Raw genomic sequence first — 17,488 nt, 5'->3', positions numbered from 1 at the left:
ATATTTTCAAAACTCCGCCAGTTAGGAATGGTCAGCAAACAACTTAGAGAATAACCGTAATGTTGCCCGAATGTTTACGTGCGTTCAGCCAAAAAGCAACAAATGTGAGTTGACCGCAAAGTAACAATATGTTACCAACCCGACAACACTATTTTTCTTAAGAAACACATAAAAAAAGCTGCACTTTTTGATGCAGCTTTCTGTGATATCGTGTAAAACCGATTTACAACATTTCAAAGAAATCGTTTCCTTTATCATCGACGATGATGAACGCCGGGAAGTTTTCAACTCGAATCTTACGAACCGCTTCCATTCCCAGTTCCGGGAAGTCAACCACTTCAACCGATTTAATGTTATCCTTCGCCAGAATAGCGGCTGGTCCACCAATCGATCCCAGGTAGAAACCGCCATGCTTTTTACAGGCATCGGTTACAACTTTCGAACGGTTTCCTTTAGCCAGCATAACCATCGATCCTCCCATGCTTTGGAACAAGTCCACATACGGGTCCATACGGTTCGCTGTGGTCGGACCAAAACTACCAGACGGCATTCCTTCCGGAGTTTTTGCCGGTCCGGCGTAATAAATCGGATGATTCTTGAAATATTCCGGCATCGGCTCACCTTTGTCGACCATCTCTTTGATTTTCGCATGAGCGATATCGCGGGCAACAATCAGTGTTCCTTTCAAATTCAAACGGGTTTTCACCGGATATTTTGTCAGTTCCTTCAGCACATCGGCCATTGGCTGATCCAAGTCTATTTCAACCGGAGGCGCTAGTTCCGGGGCTTTCGCCGGAAGGAAACGAGCCGGATTCTTTTCCAGTTGCTCTACAAAAATACCTTCCTCTGTAATTTTAGCTTTGATGTTGCGGTCGGCACTACAGCTAACGCCCACACCTACCGGACACGAAGCAGCATGACGTGGCAAGCGAATTACCCGAACGTCGTGGGTGAAATATTTACCGCCGAACTGAGCGCCAATGCCAAACTCTTCCGCCATTTTCTGCACTTTCGCTTCCCATTCCAAATCACGGAATGCCTGTCCACCATCATTTCCTTCGGTAGGTAAGTTATTCAAATCACCAGCTGAAGCTAACTTCACGGTTTTCAGATTGCCTTCAGCCGAAGTGCCACCAATCACAATCGCCAGGTGATACGGAGGGCAAGCCGCAGTTCCCAATTCTCTGATTTTCTCTTTGACGAATTTGGTCAACGATTCTTCGTTCAGCAACGACTTGGTCTGCTGGTACAAATACGTTTTGTTGGCTGAGCCACCACCTTTTGTCAGGAAAAGGAATTCGTATGAATTGCCGGGCTTCGAGTAAACATCAATCTGTGCCGGCAGGTTGGTTCCGGTGTTTTTCTCTTCGAACATGGTGTAAGGAACCACCTGTGAGTAGCGAAGGTTCCGGTCGCCATAGGTATTGAAAATTCCTTTGGACAGGAATTCAGCATCATCGACACCTGTGTAAACATCCTCGCCTTTTTTGGCCATCACAATGGCTGTTCCGGTATCCTGGCAAGTTGGCAAATCGCCGCTGGCTGAAACTTCTGAGTTTTTCAGTAGCGTATAGGCAACAAAACGATCGTTATCCGTGGCTTGCGGATCGTCCAGAATTTTGGCCACCTTCTCGAGGTGCGCCGGACGGAGGTAAAACGAAACATCAGCAATTGCTTCCTGTGCGAGCAATTCTAATCCTTTCGGGTCAACTTTCAGAATTTTCCGGCCGTCGAACTCCACGGTCGAAACGTAATCTTTTGTCAGAAGACGGTATTGCGTCTTATCTTCCTTTACAGGAAAAGGTTTTTGGTACTTAAATTCAGCCATGATTTTATCCCAAATATTGTTATTTATCCTGAATGCTTTCGGCTATGCCGGAAGATTCGTATAGTTCATTGTAAAGCGTAACAAATATATACATAATGCAGAGAAGAATGAATCTCAACTAATCGATTCTTACCACATCGGTTGGAGCATAACGTGAGGTCAGCCGAACATCATATTTATCTGATAACAAACCAAATGACTCCATCGCCAACTCAGGCGTATTGTTCTCAGCCGAGATATGAGAAAGAAAAATCAGTCCCAGCTCCTCTCCTGCTTGCTCCTGCACCAAATTAAGTGCCTGTACGTTCGATAAGTGACCATTCTTCGAACCCACCCGTTGCTTTAAGTAATACGGATACGGGCCGTTCATCAGCATCGGCTCGTCGTAGTTGGTTTCCAGGAAAACCGCCTGGCATTGAGTAAAATGCTGCTGCAAATTTTCACAGGGCTCACCGATGTCGGTAAACACTCCAATGTGTTTATTATTCAATTCAATCCGAAAACTACAGGGTTCTACTGCATCATGATTCTTCAGAAAAGAATGAACTGTGATGGAACCGATGGAAACCGATTCTCCGGGTTTGAAAAACCGTGGACTGTTGGGTTGCACTCGTCGGGAAAGTTTCAGGTAAGTCTGTGCCGTAAAATAAACCGGGATACTGTAACGCTTGGAAAACACTCTGACGCCATGCACATGGTCGGCATGTTCGTGCGAAACGAAAACTGCCTTAATCTTCTGCAAATCCAATCCTTTCTCGGCCATTCGCTGCACCGCCTGTTTGGTCGAAATCCCCAAATCAATAAGCACAGCCTCCTTCTCGTCTCCTACATAATAGCAGTTTCCGTTACTTCCCGATGCAATAGCACAAATTTCAATCATCTCACCTTTTCTGAAAATAAATGCTAAGATAAAACAGCCTGCGCGAATGTGCATGCTGTTGTTGAAAAATCACTTCACAAAATCAGTCTCAAAATAAATTTCGCTCATCCCCTCATAGGTTAAAACAAGTCCCGTCAAAGTAAAATATTCATTTATAAACACATGAATAAATTTTACTATACTATGCTTATTTAGTCTGTATTACATTTCTATAAGAATGGAAATATTCTGAAAAAAAAGGCGTTTTTTTATCATAAACCGACCGCAAAGACCACCCAAAAATCATTTTCCAAAACCTGGACGACAATAGTATGAACCATTAGAATTGTTTGCGACAACAGAACATGAGCTCTGACAAACCGCACCTCTCTCCAATTGTTCAACAAGGATGGCAAAAGCTTTTCCGGCTGACATCCCTGTATATCAACACGTCTGTCCATTTAACGGTAACTTCTACGTCTCGCCACATTAAATTCCCTGAAGGCACTCCTGATTATTGCAAAATTCAATGGCCTGACGACTCAACTTTCGGTTACCTGAACGTTGAAAGAGCGATCGAGTCCCACTACATTCGTCCGCTGACAGCTCTAAAAGAGATGATTGAATCTGACTTAAAGACTATTTCCGAAGAGTCGGTTCATCCTTTTTCATCTCCCGGCGACTCAACCCGGGGACTGGAAAAAATATTGCAAACCTCACTGGAGGCCAACAACGAAGGCGTTTTGCTGCTGAATACAGATGGAGAAATTATCCATTACAACAGTCAGCTAGTCAAGATGTGGGATCTTGCTCCCCTCATCAAACAAAATGCTTCGGCGGCTCAATTAGCCGATTTTGCTAAGAGTCAGGTTGTCAACTCTTCTTTGGCAATAAAAGGATATTCAGAAAAGCCGGAAAGGTTTAGCAAGAACAAAAAAACTGACACGCTCTATTTAAAAGACGGAAGAACAATTGAACGCACCTCTCTTCCCGTTATCGAAAACGAGCACACCATTGGCCGGGTTTTCAGCTACCGCGATATAACACCGGAACAACAAACCAGGCTAGAGCTACAGGAAAAAAGCAACATTCTCGACACGATTTTCGACCAGGCGCCCATCATTATGATGCTGGTGGACGAGAAGGCCCGGATTGAAAAAGTGAACAAGCCCGGAGCTGAACTCAGCCACTTTGGTTCTGACTCCGATCTGGTGGGCAAACTAATCGGTGACATCCTTCATTGCGTTAACGCGTACCCCAATACCTGCGGGACGACGCCCAACTGCCGGCATTGCGCAATTCGGCAAACACTCAATCGCACCATTCAAAGCGGAACAGGCGAACACAAGGTCGAAGGAACCATGCAGATCAAACACGGTAATGCAAACATCACCCGGCATGTGTTGATTTCATCGGCAACCATACAAACTTCGGGAGAGAGAAAGTACCTGCTGAGCATTGACGACATCACTGAAAGGTACATGGCCGAGAAATCATTAATGGAAAGCGAAAATCGCTTCAGAACCTTGTTTGAATACACGCCCATTGCCTATCAGTCGCTTGACAAAAACGGCTGCTTTCTGGATATCAACCACGAATGGAGCAAACTCACCGGTTACTCGCGGAAAAATATTATCGGACAACCGTTTGGAAAAATATTCAGTAACGAAACAAAAGAATTGTTCCCCGTTGTTTTTCAAAAATTTTCCAACGAAGGCTACATCAATGATTTGGAGCTAACGTTGGAACGAAAAGACGGGCAAATGATAACCGCTTTGGTCACCGGACGTGTTCAATATGACAAGGAGGGAAATTACCTGCGCTCACATTGTATCTTGCTTAATTTCACCGAGCGAAAGCAAATTCAAAAAGAACTAATTCAGGCCAAAGAAAAAGCAGAAGAAGCAACCCGCATCAAAAGTGCCTTTCTGGCCAACATGTCGCACGAGATACGAACCCCGATGAACGCCATTCTCGGATACGCCGAAATTCTGAATCAAAGCGTTACGGATCCGGCACACCGGGATTACCTTTCCTCGATGCAATCGAGCGGGAAAGTGCTCATGAACCTGATTAATGATGTTCTCGATTTCTCAAAGATTGACGCCGGAAAAATGAACCTGAAAGAGAATCCGGTTGATATTCGTCTTCTCACGAAGGAAATCGTCGATACGTTCCGGTTAAAAGCTTCCCAAAAGGGAGTCAGGATGTTGAGTGAGATTTCAGAAAGCACGCCCCGGATACTTCTATTGGACGAACTCCGGCTTCGTCAAATCATGCTCAACCTAATCAGCAACGCTTTAAAATTTACGGACGAGGGACACATCCGGATTGAAGTTTCAACTACGAATCAAAGTGAGACTTCTTCATCCATTCTTCTTCGTGTGGAAGATACAGGGATCGGAATTGCCGATAAGGAACAGGAAAAAATATTCGAAGCTTTTGAGCAGATCGACAACCAGGACAGTAAAATATACGGAGGAACAGGCCTGGGACTCGCCATCACACACCGGCTGGTTAAACTAATGGGCGGCGAAATCAGGCTTGAAAGCAAACTAAATCAGGGAAGCGCTTTCTATGTCACTCTGCCTGACATTCCTGTTGTGAAGGACGCCGATGATACAGAATATCAGCAAAAATCACATATCGACAATCAACTCCCTGCCGGCTCCTGCGTGTTGATCATTGATGACAATCGGGCTAACCGAAAAGTTACCCGGGGCTTCTTCGGCGGAAGCCGGGTAAAAATATCAGAAGCAGAGAATGGAGCCCACGCGCTGGAAATATTGAGAAGGCTGAAACCGCAGCTTATTATCGTTGATTTGAGAATGCCCGGAATGAGTGGTTTCGAGACAGCCCGAAGCATCAAAAACAATCCACAATGGCAGGATATTCCGCTTATCGCCTACACCGCTTCCGAGCTGACAGCCGAAGAAAAAGAGCAATACCCCAATCTGTTCAAAGCGCTGCTTAGGAAACCGATAGAACGAAAGAAATTTCTCCAAACAGTTGCCAATTGCCTACCACCGGTTAACGAAAAAAACAACCACCGTTTACAACATGGCAATGAATCCATTTCAGCCATTTCAGGGGAAAATGAACACGAACTACTGCAAAAATGGAATAGCATGCAGAGAATCAGGCCGCGAAAGATGATGAAAGAGTTCATCGAAGAAATCTCTGCAAACACAGAAATAATTCACCATCCGGAAATAAAGAGCTATTTGCAAGAATTGGACCATGCGTTTCACACATTCAACATAGAGAAAGAAGAAACGCTCTTCCACGCCTTTCCGGAAGTTATTGCCAGGCTAAAAACTGAAAAATTATGAATAACCATCACGCAAGAATATTAATCGTCGACGACAATCCACGTAACATCCAGATTTTAGCCAAGCTGTTGACGGAACAGGGCTATCAACCCGAATACGCCATGAATGGAGAAGAAGCGCTGGAATGGTGCTCGCTGGAAGTCTTCGACCTGATATTGCTGGACGTGATGATGCCGGACATGGATGGCTTTTCCGTTTGTCAGCAGATTAGGGAATCAAATAACAACGCTGAGACGCCGGTGATATTTCTAACGGCAAAAACCGACATGGAGAGTATAAAAAAAGGTTTTCAAAGTGGCGGTGTCGATTATATAAGCAAGCCATTTGCCTTCGATGAACTGCTTGCCCGCGTTGATACACAGGTGGAACTGAGTCTAAGCCGCAAAAAGCTAAAAGAGGTAAATCACTGGCTGGAAGATGAAGTGAGAAACCGGACGGAAGAGCTGGAAAGCCTCAATCAGCAACTATTGAAAGCAAACGAGGAGCTGCACCTGTTGGATAAAGCTAAGTCGGAATTTATTCAGTTACTTAGTCACGAAATCCGGACGCCACTCAATGGAGTTTTGGGGTCACTTTCATTATTGAAAGGTATCCAAATGGTCGGTGAGTCAAAGGAACTGATAGATATATTGGATTTATCAGTTCAGCGGCTGGAACGCTTCTCTTTCATGGCTTTGGATGTCTCAAATCTTAGGTCCCGGGGCAAACTGGCGTTGAATCGGGAAGAAACAGATTTAAATGAAATTGTTGAACTGGCTTTGGCCGAATTGTCTGATAAAATCAGAAGTCATAACCTAAAAGTAATTCTGCACCAGAAACCAAGTTTAGAAACAATTTTGACCATCGACAGAAAATACATCACCAAAGCGCTGATTAACCTGTTGGAAAATGCCATTTCGCATTCGCCGGTCAACGGTACCATTTCTGTAGATATCTGTAATAAAAATCAGGTGCTGCAAGTTACCATTAACGATGAAGGAGCCGGCTTTCCGGAAAAAATCATTGAACATCCATTCAAACCGTTTTCAGCATACCAACGTCACGATGCCAATTTTGGACTGGGGCTGCATTTGACTGAGTTAATCATGGAATCACACAACGGGCAATTGCAAATTGGAAATAACGAATCGCACGGTGCTTTCGCCAGACTTATCTTTCATCCCGAATCAGCCAGGGTAAATGCCTGAACCGATTTCATTTATCCAAACTAAGTCTCTTTTCTTTATTCCTGAATATTTTTTTCGAAAGAAGGTAGGGTAACTCATGCCTCATTCGGTGTAGGGTTAAAAATCAATAATTAACCAAAACATCAATGACATGAGAAAACTTGTATTAGCAATGGTCGTAATAGCCGGCACCGCATTATTTGGTTGCAGTGAAAAATCGGCTGACCTCGAATCCACACCGGAAATCACTGATGCACAATTCACCAAATCAGTTTCCGCCATCATCAGCGATGAAAGTACCATAGAAGCCGTTTCGGAAGAAGTAAATTATGAAGTTGATTTTATTTCAACGGCTGAGTCTGCAATAAACGACTACTCCAGCACGCTCAAAAGTGCAGATCTGACAGAGGGCTATGGCTTTGGATACTATTATAATTTCCACAAACGGTATCGCAACGGTATTTGCCCGGGAGTAAATATCGCCATGGGAGATTCGGCTTTCCCAAAAACAATCATTGTCGATTACGGCGATAGCACAGTCCTGGCAAACGGTCGCGTACTAAGCGGAACTATCACCATTACCATTTCGGCCCCAATGTTTACCGATGGTGCTACCCGAACGGTTACGTTTGAAGATTTCAGCGTCGATTCCATCGGCATCGACGGTACCATTACCCGCGTTTATACCGGCGACGGAACGACTGAGCAAGTCTTCAGTTGCACCAGCGACCTGACTTTCACTATGCCTGACGGAACCACCATTCAGCGTATCTCCGACAAAACCCGCACCTGGGTAGCCGGTTTGGATACCGAACTCGATCCGACGGACGACGTAATCGAAATAACCGGTTCGGTTCAGGTGATTGATTCGGATGGAAATGAGTACAGCTACGTTATCACTAGCCCGCTGGTTAAAACAGGAGATTGTCGTTTCATCACCGAAGGGGAAATTACCTACTCGCAAAACGGTGAGGTTTTCGCAGTAGTTGATTATGGAGATGGCACCTGTGACAACGTAGTAACCGTAACAACCGCCGATGGAACAACTGAAATGACCATCAGGGAATTCTGTCTGTCACAAAAGCTTAGCTAAAAAAGTTCATCGTACAAAAAAAACCGCCATCTTGGAGTTCAGGCGGACAGCAGAGTTCATTTTTCATGCTCCCGGCGGAAACGCCGGGGGCTTTAAAGAGCAACAATTGAAAAGCGTTTTGTAAATTCGCTTATACTAAATAAGGTTCCTTTGACGCAAGAAGAATTTAAAGAATTATTCGACGCTCATTTTGATGCTATTCGCAATTATGTGTACTATCGTTCGGGCGACCCGGAATTAGCCACCGATATTGCACAGGATACGTTCATGCGGTTATGGGAGAAGAAATACCTGGTAAAGCCAGACAATATCAAAGGTCTGTTGTATAAAATGGCCAGCGACCTGTTTGTCAGCTCGTACCGCCGACACAAACTGGCAGTCAATTTTTACATCAAACAACATCATAATTCCCGTAACCGGGAAGAAAGCCCGGAAGCTCAACTCCAGTACAAAGAACTGGAGAAACGTTATGAAACCGCACTTCGGCGAATGCCGGAAAAACAACGAACCGTTTTTCTGATGAGCCGGATGGATGAATTAAAATACCACGAAATAGCCGCTAGCCTCGGCTTAAGTGTCAAAGCAGTTGAGAAAAGAATGAAGAATGCCCTGGCATTCCTGAAAAAGACGATGGAGAATTAAATGAAGAAGAATTTACCATATAACGACAACCAGTTCCACGAGAATTCGCCGGACCAGTATCCAAAAATCGAGTATCCGTATTCGCGCTCGAAAGAGGATGTGTGGGAAGCGCTTTCGAAGGAAATGAATGCCGGAAAAGAACCGGAAAAGAAAGTCAGAAGGATGAATCCTTATAGGCTGGCTGCTGCCGCTGTAATCATCGTCTTACTGGCCACCACAGCATTTCTCCGGTTCTATAGCCAAACGGTCAATGCACCGGCAGGCCAACACGTACTGGCACTTCTTCCCGACAGTTCGACGGTCAACCTGAATGCCGGTTCATCCATCACCTACCATCCCTACTGGTGGAAAATCGCCCGCACCGTCAAACTCAATGGTGAAGGTTTCTTTGAAGTACAAAAAGGGAGTCGCTTCGATGTTGTTTCGAAATACGGTGAAGTGACTGTTTTGGGAACCAGTTTCAACATTTATGCCCGCGGCGATGATTATAAAGTGACCTGTTTCACCGGGAAGGTTCGCGTTGAGTCCATTGTTACCCACGAGAATATTATCCTTCATCCGGACCAGCATGCATACCTGGAAAAGAGCGGAAACCTGAAAGTTGTGCAGCACTACGATGTGAAACAATCGAATGCCTGGATGCACGATATGTTCATCTTTACCGGAACTCCCATTAAGCTGGTATTCCAGGAAATTGAACGGCAGTACAATGTTCAAATCAAGGTGAAAAGCAACCTGGATTACACCTACAGCGGAAATTTCACACGAAATATGCCGGTTATTGAAGTACTGCAGTATGTTTGTGAGCCATTTGGGCTTACCTTTGTAAAACAGTCAAAAAACGTATACCAGATCGAACAAAGCCACTAAACCGTGAAGCAAAAAATTGTTGTCGTCATTTTCATTCTTCTTGCTTTTGGAACCTCTGCCTCCGCTCAGAAATATGAAATCAGTGCACAAAATACGGCGTTGAACCAGGTTCTCATCGGATTACGCGACAAATACAACCTCCACCTTTCATTCAACGACAACGCCTTGTCTCAATATCACGTATCCGTTTCCGGTTCGTTCAATACACCCGAAGAAACCATTTCAGCACTGCTAAAAGGTCTTCCTCTAACCTGGCGAAAGAGGGGGACTGTTTTTATTATCCTTCCGGAAGAAAAAAAGCCGGAAGCGCCAAAGACATTCTCCCTTTCGGGACAAGTGCTGGAAGCCATCACGCACGAGCCACTCGCCTACTCTAACGTCCTGATAAACGACCATGGCCTGGCGACCGATTTGAAAGGTAGTTTCCATTTCCTCTCTTCTACTGACAGTATCTTTCACTTGCGGATTTCTCATCTGGGCCACTACATCCTCGACACCATTTGTGCCCCCGGAAACAACTACCAGTTTGTTCTCACGCCTTCCAGCATCGGCCTTAAAGAGATTGTTGTAGAAAACAAAGTCATCGAGAAAGCTACGCAAATTGGTAATGCGCCTGGTGTCATGCGTCTGAATCACCAGATTGTGCAATTCCTTCCGGGAAACGACGACAACTCGGTATTCAATCTTCTTCGTCTTCAACCAGGTGTTCTGGCTGCCGGCGAACAATCCAACGGGCTGATTATTTGGGGAAGTTACGAAGGCCACAGCCAAGTACTTTTCGATGGATTTACTTTGTGGGGATTGAAAAACTTCAACGACAACATCAGTGCTGTGAATCCGCTGGTAGTAAAAGATATTCAGGTGATGAAAGGAGGCTACGATGCGCGCTATGGTGAACGGGTCGGTGGCATTGTCAACATTGCCGGTAAAAACGGTTCAACATACAAACCCGGCCTCAATCTGGCACTGAATAATGTTACAGCCAACGGAATGCTGGAAGTTCCTCTTTCAAAAAAATCATCCATTTTATTGGCCTTCCGGCAGACCTATTACAATCTCTACAATCCTGATGATGTAGAATATACCGGAACCACCACTACCACAACAGGCGGCCAGGGACCGGGACCTGGTGGCGGTCAGGGACAAAATTCTCTTAGCGTCAATGTACGTCCGGACTACACTTTCCACGACGCCAACATTCGTTTTTCAACGCGTGGCGACAATGGAGACCTTTTCTACGTCAGTTTGCTCGGAGGTGAAGACCAGTTCAAATACACACTCAATCGGACGAACACACAATTCGATATCTCCAAATCGACACAGGAAGACAATAGACAACTAGGCGGCTCCGTTTACTACGGAAAAAACTGGAACAAAGGAAATGCCTCAAGTCTGACCATCGAATATTCCAACCTGGACAATAAAATTCGCAGTGACTACCAAAACCGGTTTGGTCCGGGGAGAGGACTGGCCAGCTGGACCAATTCCAATACCGACAATCAGGTTTCGCAGTTTTCTTTAAAAAACACCAACCGTTTTGCCATCGATAAAATAAACACGTTGGAAACAGGATTCGGTTTAATCGCCGACCAGGTGAAATTGGTCAACGACACAACCGAAATCAATCTTTCTTCGCAGGAAACGAACCTGCAGCGCCTCAACTTTTATGCGCAGGATCATATTGCCCTTCCGGGAAATGTTCAGCTAAAGGCGGGCTTCCGGTTCGATTTGCCATTCGACCAGCAAAAGTTGTTTATACAGCCGCGGGTTTCAGCCAGTATTCCCGTTAGTCAATCCGTGAAATTCAACGCGGCATGGGGAGTTTATAACCAGTTCATCAGCAAAAGCACCGTAATTGACGCGGTCGGTAATTACCAATATCTGTGGTTCGGCTCCGACGGCACAGATGTCCCGGTCCTGAAAGCGACGCATTACGTGAGTGGCTGGTCGTTTCACGGTAAGAATTTTCTGGCCAGCCTGGAAGGATATTACAAAGACATCGACGGTTTAACACAATTCAGGACCGATACCGAAACCGGGGTTCAAACCCACGTGCATGGAAAAGGACGAAGTTATGGTCTCGATTTGTTCCTGAAAAAGGATTTCCATGGGCACTCCGTTTGGCTTTCCTATTCAATAGGCAAAGCCGAAGAAAAATTCCTGACAGCGGATTACCAACGAGCACCGCAAGATCAGCGACATGAGTTGAAACTGGCCGGCATCATCAATCTCAAACCGTTTTACTTGTCAGCCAACTATGTTTATGGTAGCGGATTCCCTCTTTACACCAACCCGACCGATCCCAATTCGTATACCGAACCCGACTACCAGCGAACAGACGTTGCAGCAACCTACCGCTTTTCAACAGCAAAAATCACCGGTGAAGTGGCCTTTTCTATCCTCAACCTGTTCGACAATTACAACATCAAATATTCCTCTTTCGAAACCGTTCCAATCGACGACACCAACACACTTCAGATTAATACCGAATCGGTTCCCTTCTCTCCGCGACTTTCCGTTAGGTTAACACTGTAGCTCCCATTTTCGCTAACATCTGCGAATCAATCGATTGTAACGCTATTCCCACAGTCAAGTGTTGCAAAATGTTGCTTTTTATCATTTTTCCCTGAACAAGTGTTAAACCGCATCTCCATCAGCTAAAATATCCTAAAAATGAGACCACTAAGCCAACCCATTTCAGGAAACATTGTTTGATAAGCCAAAAAGAAGATAACAATGTCTGGAATCGACAAAAAGACGAACGAAACAAAGTTTCCGGAAGCATTTTTCTCTTCCGGATGACGAAGAGATAAACCTCCGGCTACCTGTCTCAAAAAGACAGGCCCACTACAATCAGTGATTTAAAGGATAAAGATGTTAAACTCAAAATTTCAGGGTCATGAAAAAGTTAATGTTAGCAAGTATGATTGTGTTGGCCTTTACCCTGCAGGCCATTGCACAGCAAGACATGAAAGTACAGGTACCGATGGAGAAACTGGTCATTGACCAAAGCCAGGTACCCCAGGTTGTGAAAACAGCTGTAAGAAAAGATGTAGCAGATGGGCAGCCCGTTCAGTGGCATACATTCCCTTATGTATTTAAAAAATATGGCTGGAATGTCATCAATCCGAAGCTAGTCAAGAAAGACAAGAAACCGGATCAATACGAGGTCTACATTAAAACCAACCATGGTGGCCGCATCGATGCAGTTTACGGAAAAGATGGAAATCTGGTAAGAATGCGGGAAGTTCTGAAAAACATTGAACTACCGATAAAAATTGACGACGCGATTGCGAAAAGCCAGTACAAAGACTGGAACATCTCCAAGGATAAGGAACTGATAACCGTTGGAGAAGAGCACGTGAAACATTATGTGGTCAAACTGTCAAAAGGAGATCAACACAAAACCCTTTTCATCGATGAAAAAGGGAATTTTCTCCCACATGTTTAAATGTGGCTACATATACTTTATTGAAAAAACTGCAGGTTCATTCCGGAATCTGCAGTTTCTTTTTTCCTCCCACCTTTCCCTTTTCTCAGGCCCGATTAACGCTTCACAATGCCGATAAATCTTCCAACTATTCTTATCTTGTAAATAACCTAAGCCTAACTGCATCTCATGAAAGAAGAAACGGTATCCATTCTGGTCATTTTTGAAACGAATAGTAGCCTGGTTGAGCGATTGCGCAGTTTGCTAGAAGTACTTTGTGAAATTGCCCGGGATGAGTATAAATGTCCACGTTTCGAGATCTTTCAAAATACATACACACCTGAAAAGTTTTATTTAATGGAAACCTGGCAAGATCAAAAAACCTGGGAAAAATATATTAGTTCAGCGGAGTTCAATTCGGCTATGGAGGAAATAAATAAAATACTTGTGTACCCTATACAAATAACAATGTTAAACAAGCTTTCACAAGCATGACGGTTCCGGTATTACATACCGAGCGACTGTTTTTGCGGGAAATGCAACCAAAAGACAAAGAGCCTTTTATCAATTTCATGACCAACCGGGCATGTACCCGGTATCTCATGTTCACAGACGAGCAAAAAACCCGTAAGGGTGCCCGCCGATTGTTCGATTACATCCTGAACAGTTACTTATCCAACGAACCGGTATTAGCCCTAACCGTTGCTTTAAAAGACAAAAACGAGATGATTGGATCTGTTGGAGCATCGCCATTGGAAACTCAAGGTGTGTATGAATGTTATTACTCTTTGTTTCCCGGAATGACCGGTCACGGCTACGCGACCGAAGCAACCCGAAGACTGCTTCAATACCTTTTTCAGAATAAAAACGCAGCCGAAATAAGAGCTTATATGCACCCAAAAAACAAGGCAAGTCAACGCGTAGCCCAACGATTAGCCATGGAATACAAAGGCCTCCAAAAGCACCCTGTTTTCCAAAACGACGGACTATTGTATGTTAGTTATCCCGATTAGCTAACAGCCTCCTTTCCGGAATTTGTTCATTATTTCTTCCCTGTTTTGATTTTCGTGAAAAGAGTGTAAATTTATAAGGCACTGAACACAAGACAGAAATGACTATGGTTTTTCGTTCAGACTAATTTAACCTCACGAAAACTCTCTAACTGTTGCAGCACTATCGCTGCTGCCCGGAAAAAAGCTATCCCACATAAAACTCCGGATGCCTCATAATGAGACCATATATGCACTTCTAATTTAAAAATGTAACTTATGAAAAAGACAGCCTTTCATGCTTTCATCCTGCTCCTGACGGTAACTATGTTTGCCTGTAAACAAAAACCGGCAGAACCTCAACGCACGGTGAAACAGTACTCTATTGACCAGTTTTACAAGAACAAAAACATTTTTGGCGGTCAGTTCAATTCCGACGAATCGAAATTACTGATATGCAGTAACGAATCGGGAATCTACAACCTCTACGAAATCAACCTCGATGACGGAACGAAAAAGCAAATTACCGATTCCAAAGTCGAGTCTATTTTCCCGGTTGATTACGTTCCCGGAACCGACCAGATTATCTATTCAGCCGATAAAGGCGGAAACGAAATCAGTCATCTCTATCTGCTTTCGTCCGATAGCTCGGTTGTCGATCTAACGCCGGGAGAGAAAGAGAAAGCCAGCTTTGCCGGATGGAATAAAGACAAAACAGAAATGTACTACCTGTCGAATAAGCGCGACCCGCGTTTCTTCGATCTGTATAAAATGAAAATTGGCGAATGGAAGCCGGAAATGATTTATCAAAACAACGACGGTCTTGAAATCAGTGGCATTTCGTGGGATGAGAAATACCTGGCACTGGCACAAAACATCACCACCAGCGAAACCAAACTCTTCCTGGTCGATTTAAAAACCGGACAACGTACCGAGATTTCACAACCTGATTTTCCGGGCATTTATGCAGCTTCCGGATTTAGCAAAGACGGTAACTCCTTCTTCTACCGGACCGATGCCGATTCGGAATTCATGTACCTGGTGAAATACAACATCGCTGACGGCAGTCGTGAGCCGATTTATCAGACCAACTGGGATGTAGCATTCAGTTACAATTCAGAGAATGAGAAATACCGGGTAATTGGCATAAACGAAGACGCCCGGAATAAGATCATCGTTTTGGACAATGCCACCGGGCAGGAAGTAGCCTTCCCCGATATACCTGACGGAAACATCCTGAGCGTTGCCATCTCCGATAACGAAGATAAAATGAGCCTTTCGGTGGGAACTTCGAAAGCACCGACCAACATTTACGTTTATAACTTCGGCACGGAAGAACTGAAAAAACTGACCAACTCGCTGAACCCGGATATCAATCCTGACGATTTGGTAGCTGCTAAAGTGGTTCGATTCAATTCATTCGACAGCCTGCAAATACCGGCTATCTTCTATAAGCCGATTAATGCTTCCGCCGATAACAAAGTGCCAGCCCTGGTGTGGGTTCACGGAGGTCCCGGGGGACAATCCAGAACCGGCTATTTTGCCTTGATTCAGTATCTGGTCAACCACAACTACGCTATCCTTGCGGTGAATAACCGGGGCAGCAGCGGCTATGGCAAAACCTTTTACAAAATGGATGACCAGAATCATGGCGATAAGGATTTAATGGATTGCATCTACGGAAAAAATTACCTGCAGACACTCGATTACATCGATCCGGACAAAATTGGTATCATCGGTGGTTCTTACGGTGGCTACATGACCATGGCAGCGATGACTTTCCATCCCGATGAATTCAAAGTAGGTGTCGACTTATTTGGCGTTACCAACTGGTTGCGCACGCTGAAATCGATTCCGCCTTACTGGGAGTCTTTCCGGAAAGCTTTGTATGCCGAAATGGGCGATCCCTTCACAGCCGATTCGGTCCGTCTTTACAACATTTCGCCGCTGTTCCACGCCGACCAGATTAAAAATCCGGTGATGGTACTGCAGGGGAAAAACGATCCTCGTGTGCTGCAGGTAGAATCGGACGAAATTGTGAATGCAATGAAGCAGAACAACGTACCCGTAGAATATGTCGTCTTTCCCGACGAAGGACACGGTTTCCGGAAAAAGGAAAACGAAATTAACGGTTACGGAAAAATCCTGACCTTCCTCGATACCTATCTGAAAGGTTCAAGCGAAAATAATACTGAGATGAAACAATAGGTTATTCCGCGCAGGCGGGTTTCATTTCTTTTTTCAACGCTGATTTTAATTCCATGATTTACGGTGACCACCTTCTACTGTAAATCATGGAATTATTCGTATTTTAAGTAGGGAAACATTTTCGGCGCGTTCGCAAAAGCAAGCGTTTATAGAATGAATCCACCGCCTAATTAACCACACGGCCTTATGGAAAATAGCAGAAAAGAACCGGCACATAAACTTTTCGTGGTTTCGGGAGGTCGGGGAGTTGCGGGTCACACCATGGTTCAGTCGCTCCTCATACAGTATCCCGATAACAAAATTCAGGTTATCATCATACCCAACGTCCAAAGCAATGAGAAGATCAAAGAAGTAGTCTTGCGGGCGAAAAAGGTCAATGCACTGATCACCCATACCATGGTCAATTCCGCGTTACGACACGAACTCTTAAAAGCCTGCCGTGAAGAAGACGTTAAACAGATAGACTTCATGGGACCGCTGGCTAACTACCTGGAAGATAAAATTGGCCTGAAAAGCGTAAATGTGCCTGGTTTGTACCGCCGCATCAACGCACAATATTACGACCGCATCGAAGCCATTGAATACGCCATGAACCAGGACGACGGGCTTAACCCGAGACGATTGAAAGATGCGGAGATTGTGTTGACCGGAGTTTCCCGAAGTGGAAAAACGCCCCTTTCGGTCTATATGTCAATGTTTGGATGGAAAGTAGCCAATATTCCATTGGTGAAAGGTATTGAACCACCGGAAGAGCTGTTTCAGGTCGATCCGCGCCGTGTTTTCGGTCTTTCCATTAACCTCACCTACCTGGTCGCCCAACGACATAAACGCCTTTCGCAGCTGGGCTATGGCGACAATCCAAGCTATACCGACAAACGTAATGTTTCCGACGAATTACAGTACGCCAAAACGATTTTCGACCGTGGCGGCTTTACCGTCATCAACGTCACCAACAAGCCTATCGAGACCAGCGCCAACGAAATCATCGGACACATTTACGACCGGTTTGGCGAACTGGAACGAAAGCACCAAAAGCCTCCTGAAAATTAGCGCCGACCGGATGTGTCCGAA

13 protein-coding genes are annotated in these 17,488 nt (G+C 44.8%); 11 read left to right on the top strand and 2 right to left on the bottom strand.

The genetic code is table 11. The annotated features are described in order from the left end of the window. Window positions 1–223 precede the first annotated feature (223 nt). Together AC060N_RS08375 and AC060N_RS08370 are read right to left on the bottom strand one after the other, a co-directional pair. The gene (locus AC060N_RS08375; protein ID WP_479526700.1) at window positions 224–1,828 is read right to left on the bottom strand and encodes a fumarate hydratase; all 1,605 of its coding nucleotides are present in this window, start codon (window positions 1,826–1,828) and stop codon (window positions 224–226) included. A 118-nt stretch (window positions 1,829–1,946) separates the two neighbouring features. Beyond that, the gene (locus AC060N_RS08370) at window positions 1,947–2,708 is read right to left on the bottom strand and encodes an MBL fold metallo-hydrolase (protein ID WP_479526699.1); all 762 of its coding nucleotides are present in this window, start codon (window positions 2,706–2,708) and stop codon (window positions 1,947–1,949) included. A gap of 344 nt (window positions 2,709–3,052) precedes the next feature. On the opposite strand from AC060N_RS08370, the gene AC060N_RS08365 reads away from it, so the two are divergent. From AC060N_RS08365 to AC060N_RS08315, 11 genes are all read left to right on the top strand, one after another. Next, complete coding sequence (locus tag AC060N_RS08365; protein WP_479526698.1) at window positions 3,053–6,019, top strand: ATP-binding protein; 2,967 nt, start codon at window positions 3,053–3,055, stop codon at window positions 6,017–6,019. Next, the gene (locus AC060N_RS08360) at window positions 6,016–7,206 is read left to right on the top strand and encodes a hybrid sensor histidine kinase/response regulator (RefSeq protein WP_479526697.1); all 1,191 of its coding nucleotides are present in this window, start codon (window positions 6,016–6,018) and stop codon (window positions 7,204–7,206) included. Before AC060N_RS08365 ends, AC060N_RS08360 begins: the two co-directional genes overlap by 4 nt. A 130-nt stretch (window positions 7,207–7,336) precedes the next feature. Beyond that, a complete protein-coding gene (locus tag AC060N_RS08355; RefSeq protein ID WP_479526696.1) occupies window positions 7,337–8,278 on the top strand; it encodes a KH domain-containing protein in 942 nt (313 codons plus the stop codon). A 150-nt stretch (window positions 8,279–8,428) separates the two neighbouring features. Beyond that, complete coding sequence (locus AC060N_RS08350; protein WP_479526695.1) at window positions 8,429–8,920, top strand: RNA polymerase sigma factor; 492 nt, start codon at window positions 8,429–8,431, stop codon at window positions 8,918–8,920. Further along, on the top strand, window positions 8,921–9,790 hold the full coding sequence (locus AC060N_RS08345) for a FecR family protein (protein ID WP_479526694.1): 870 nt from the start codon (window positions 8,921–8,923) through the stop codon (window positions 9,788–9,790). 3 nt (window positions 9,791–9,793) lie between these two features. Then, window positions 9,794–12,325: a TonB-dependent receptor gene (locus AC060N_RS08340; protein WP_479526693.1), complete on the top strand. Its 2,532-nt coding sequence runs from the start codon at window positions 9,794–9,796 to the stop codon at window positions 12,323–12,325. A 364-nt stretch (window positions 12,326–12,689) separates the two neighbouring features. Next, complete coding sequence (locus AC060N_RS08335; protein WP_146142060.1) at window positions 12,690–13,241, top strand: hypothetical protein; 552 nt, start codon at window positions 12,690–12,692, stop codon at window positions 13,239–13,241. 168 nt (window positions 13,242–13,409) lie between these two features. Then, window positions 13,410–13,715 (top strand): putative quinol monooxygenase, encoded by a 306-nt coding sequence (locus AC060N_RS08330; protein ID WP_106543492.1) that lies wholly within the window; start codon window positions 13,410–13,412, stop codon window positions 13,713–13,715. After that, window positions 13,712–14,233, top strand: coding sequence for a GNAT family N-acetyltransferase (locus AC060N_RS08325; RefSeq protein ID WP_479526692.1), 522 nt, complete (start codon window positions 13,712–13,714; stop codon window positions 14,231–14,233). The genes AC060N_RS08330 and AC060N_RS08325 overlap by 4 nt, the downstream gene beginning before the upstream one ends. 255 nt (window positions 14,234–14,488) lie before the next feature. Beyond that, the gene (locus tag AC060N_RS08320; RefSeq protein ID WP_479526691.1) at window positions 14,489–16,417 is read left to right on the top strand and encodes a S9 family peptidase; all 1,929 of its coding nucleotides are present in this window, start codon (window positions 14,489–14,491) and stop codon (window positions 16,415–16,417) included. A gap of 186 nt (window positions 16,418–16,603) precedes the next feature. After that, window positions 16,604–17,467: a pyruvate, water dikinase regulatory protein gene (locus AC060N_RS08315; RefSeq protein ID WP_479526690.1), complete on the top strand. Its 864-nt coding sequence runs from the start codon at window positions 16,604–16,606 to the stop codon at window positions 17,465–17,467. Window positions 17,468–17,488 lie beyond the last annotated feature (21 nt).

Source organism: Prolixibacter sp. DSM 2831 (assembly GCF_056493735.1).
Note: the sequence above shows the minus strand (reverse complement) of the source record. Positions and strands in the feature narration are given on the sequence as shown.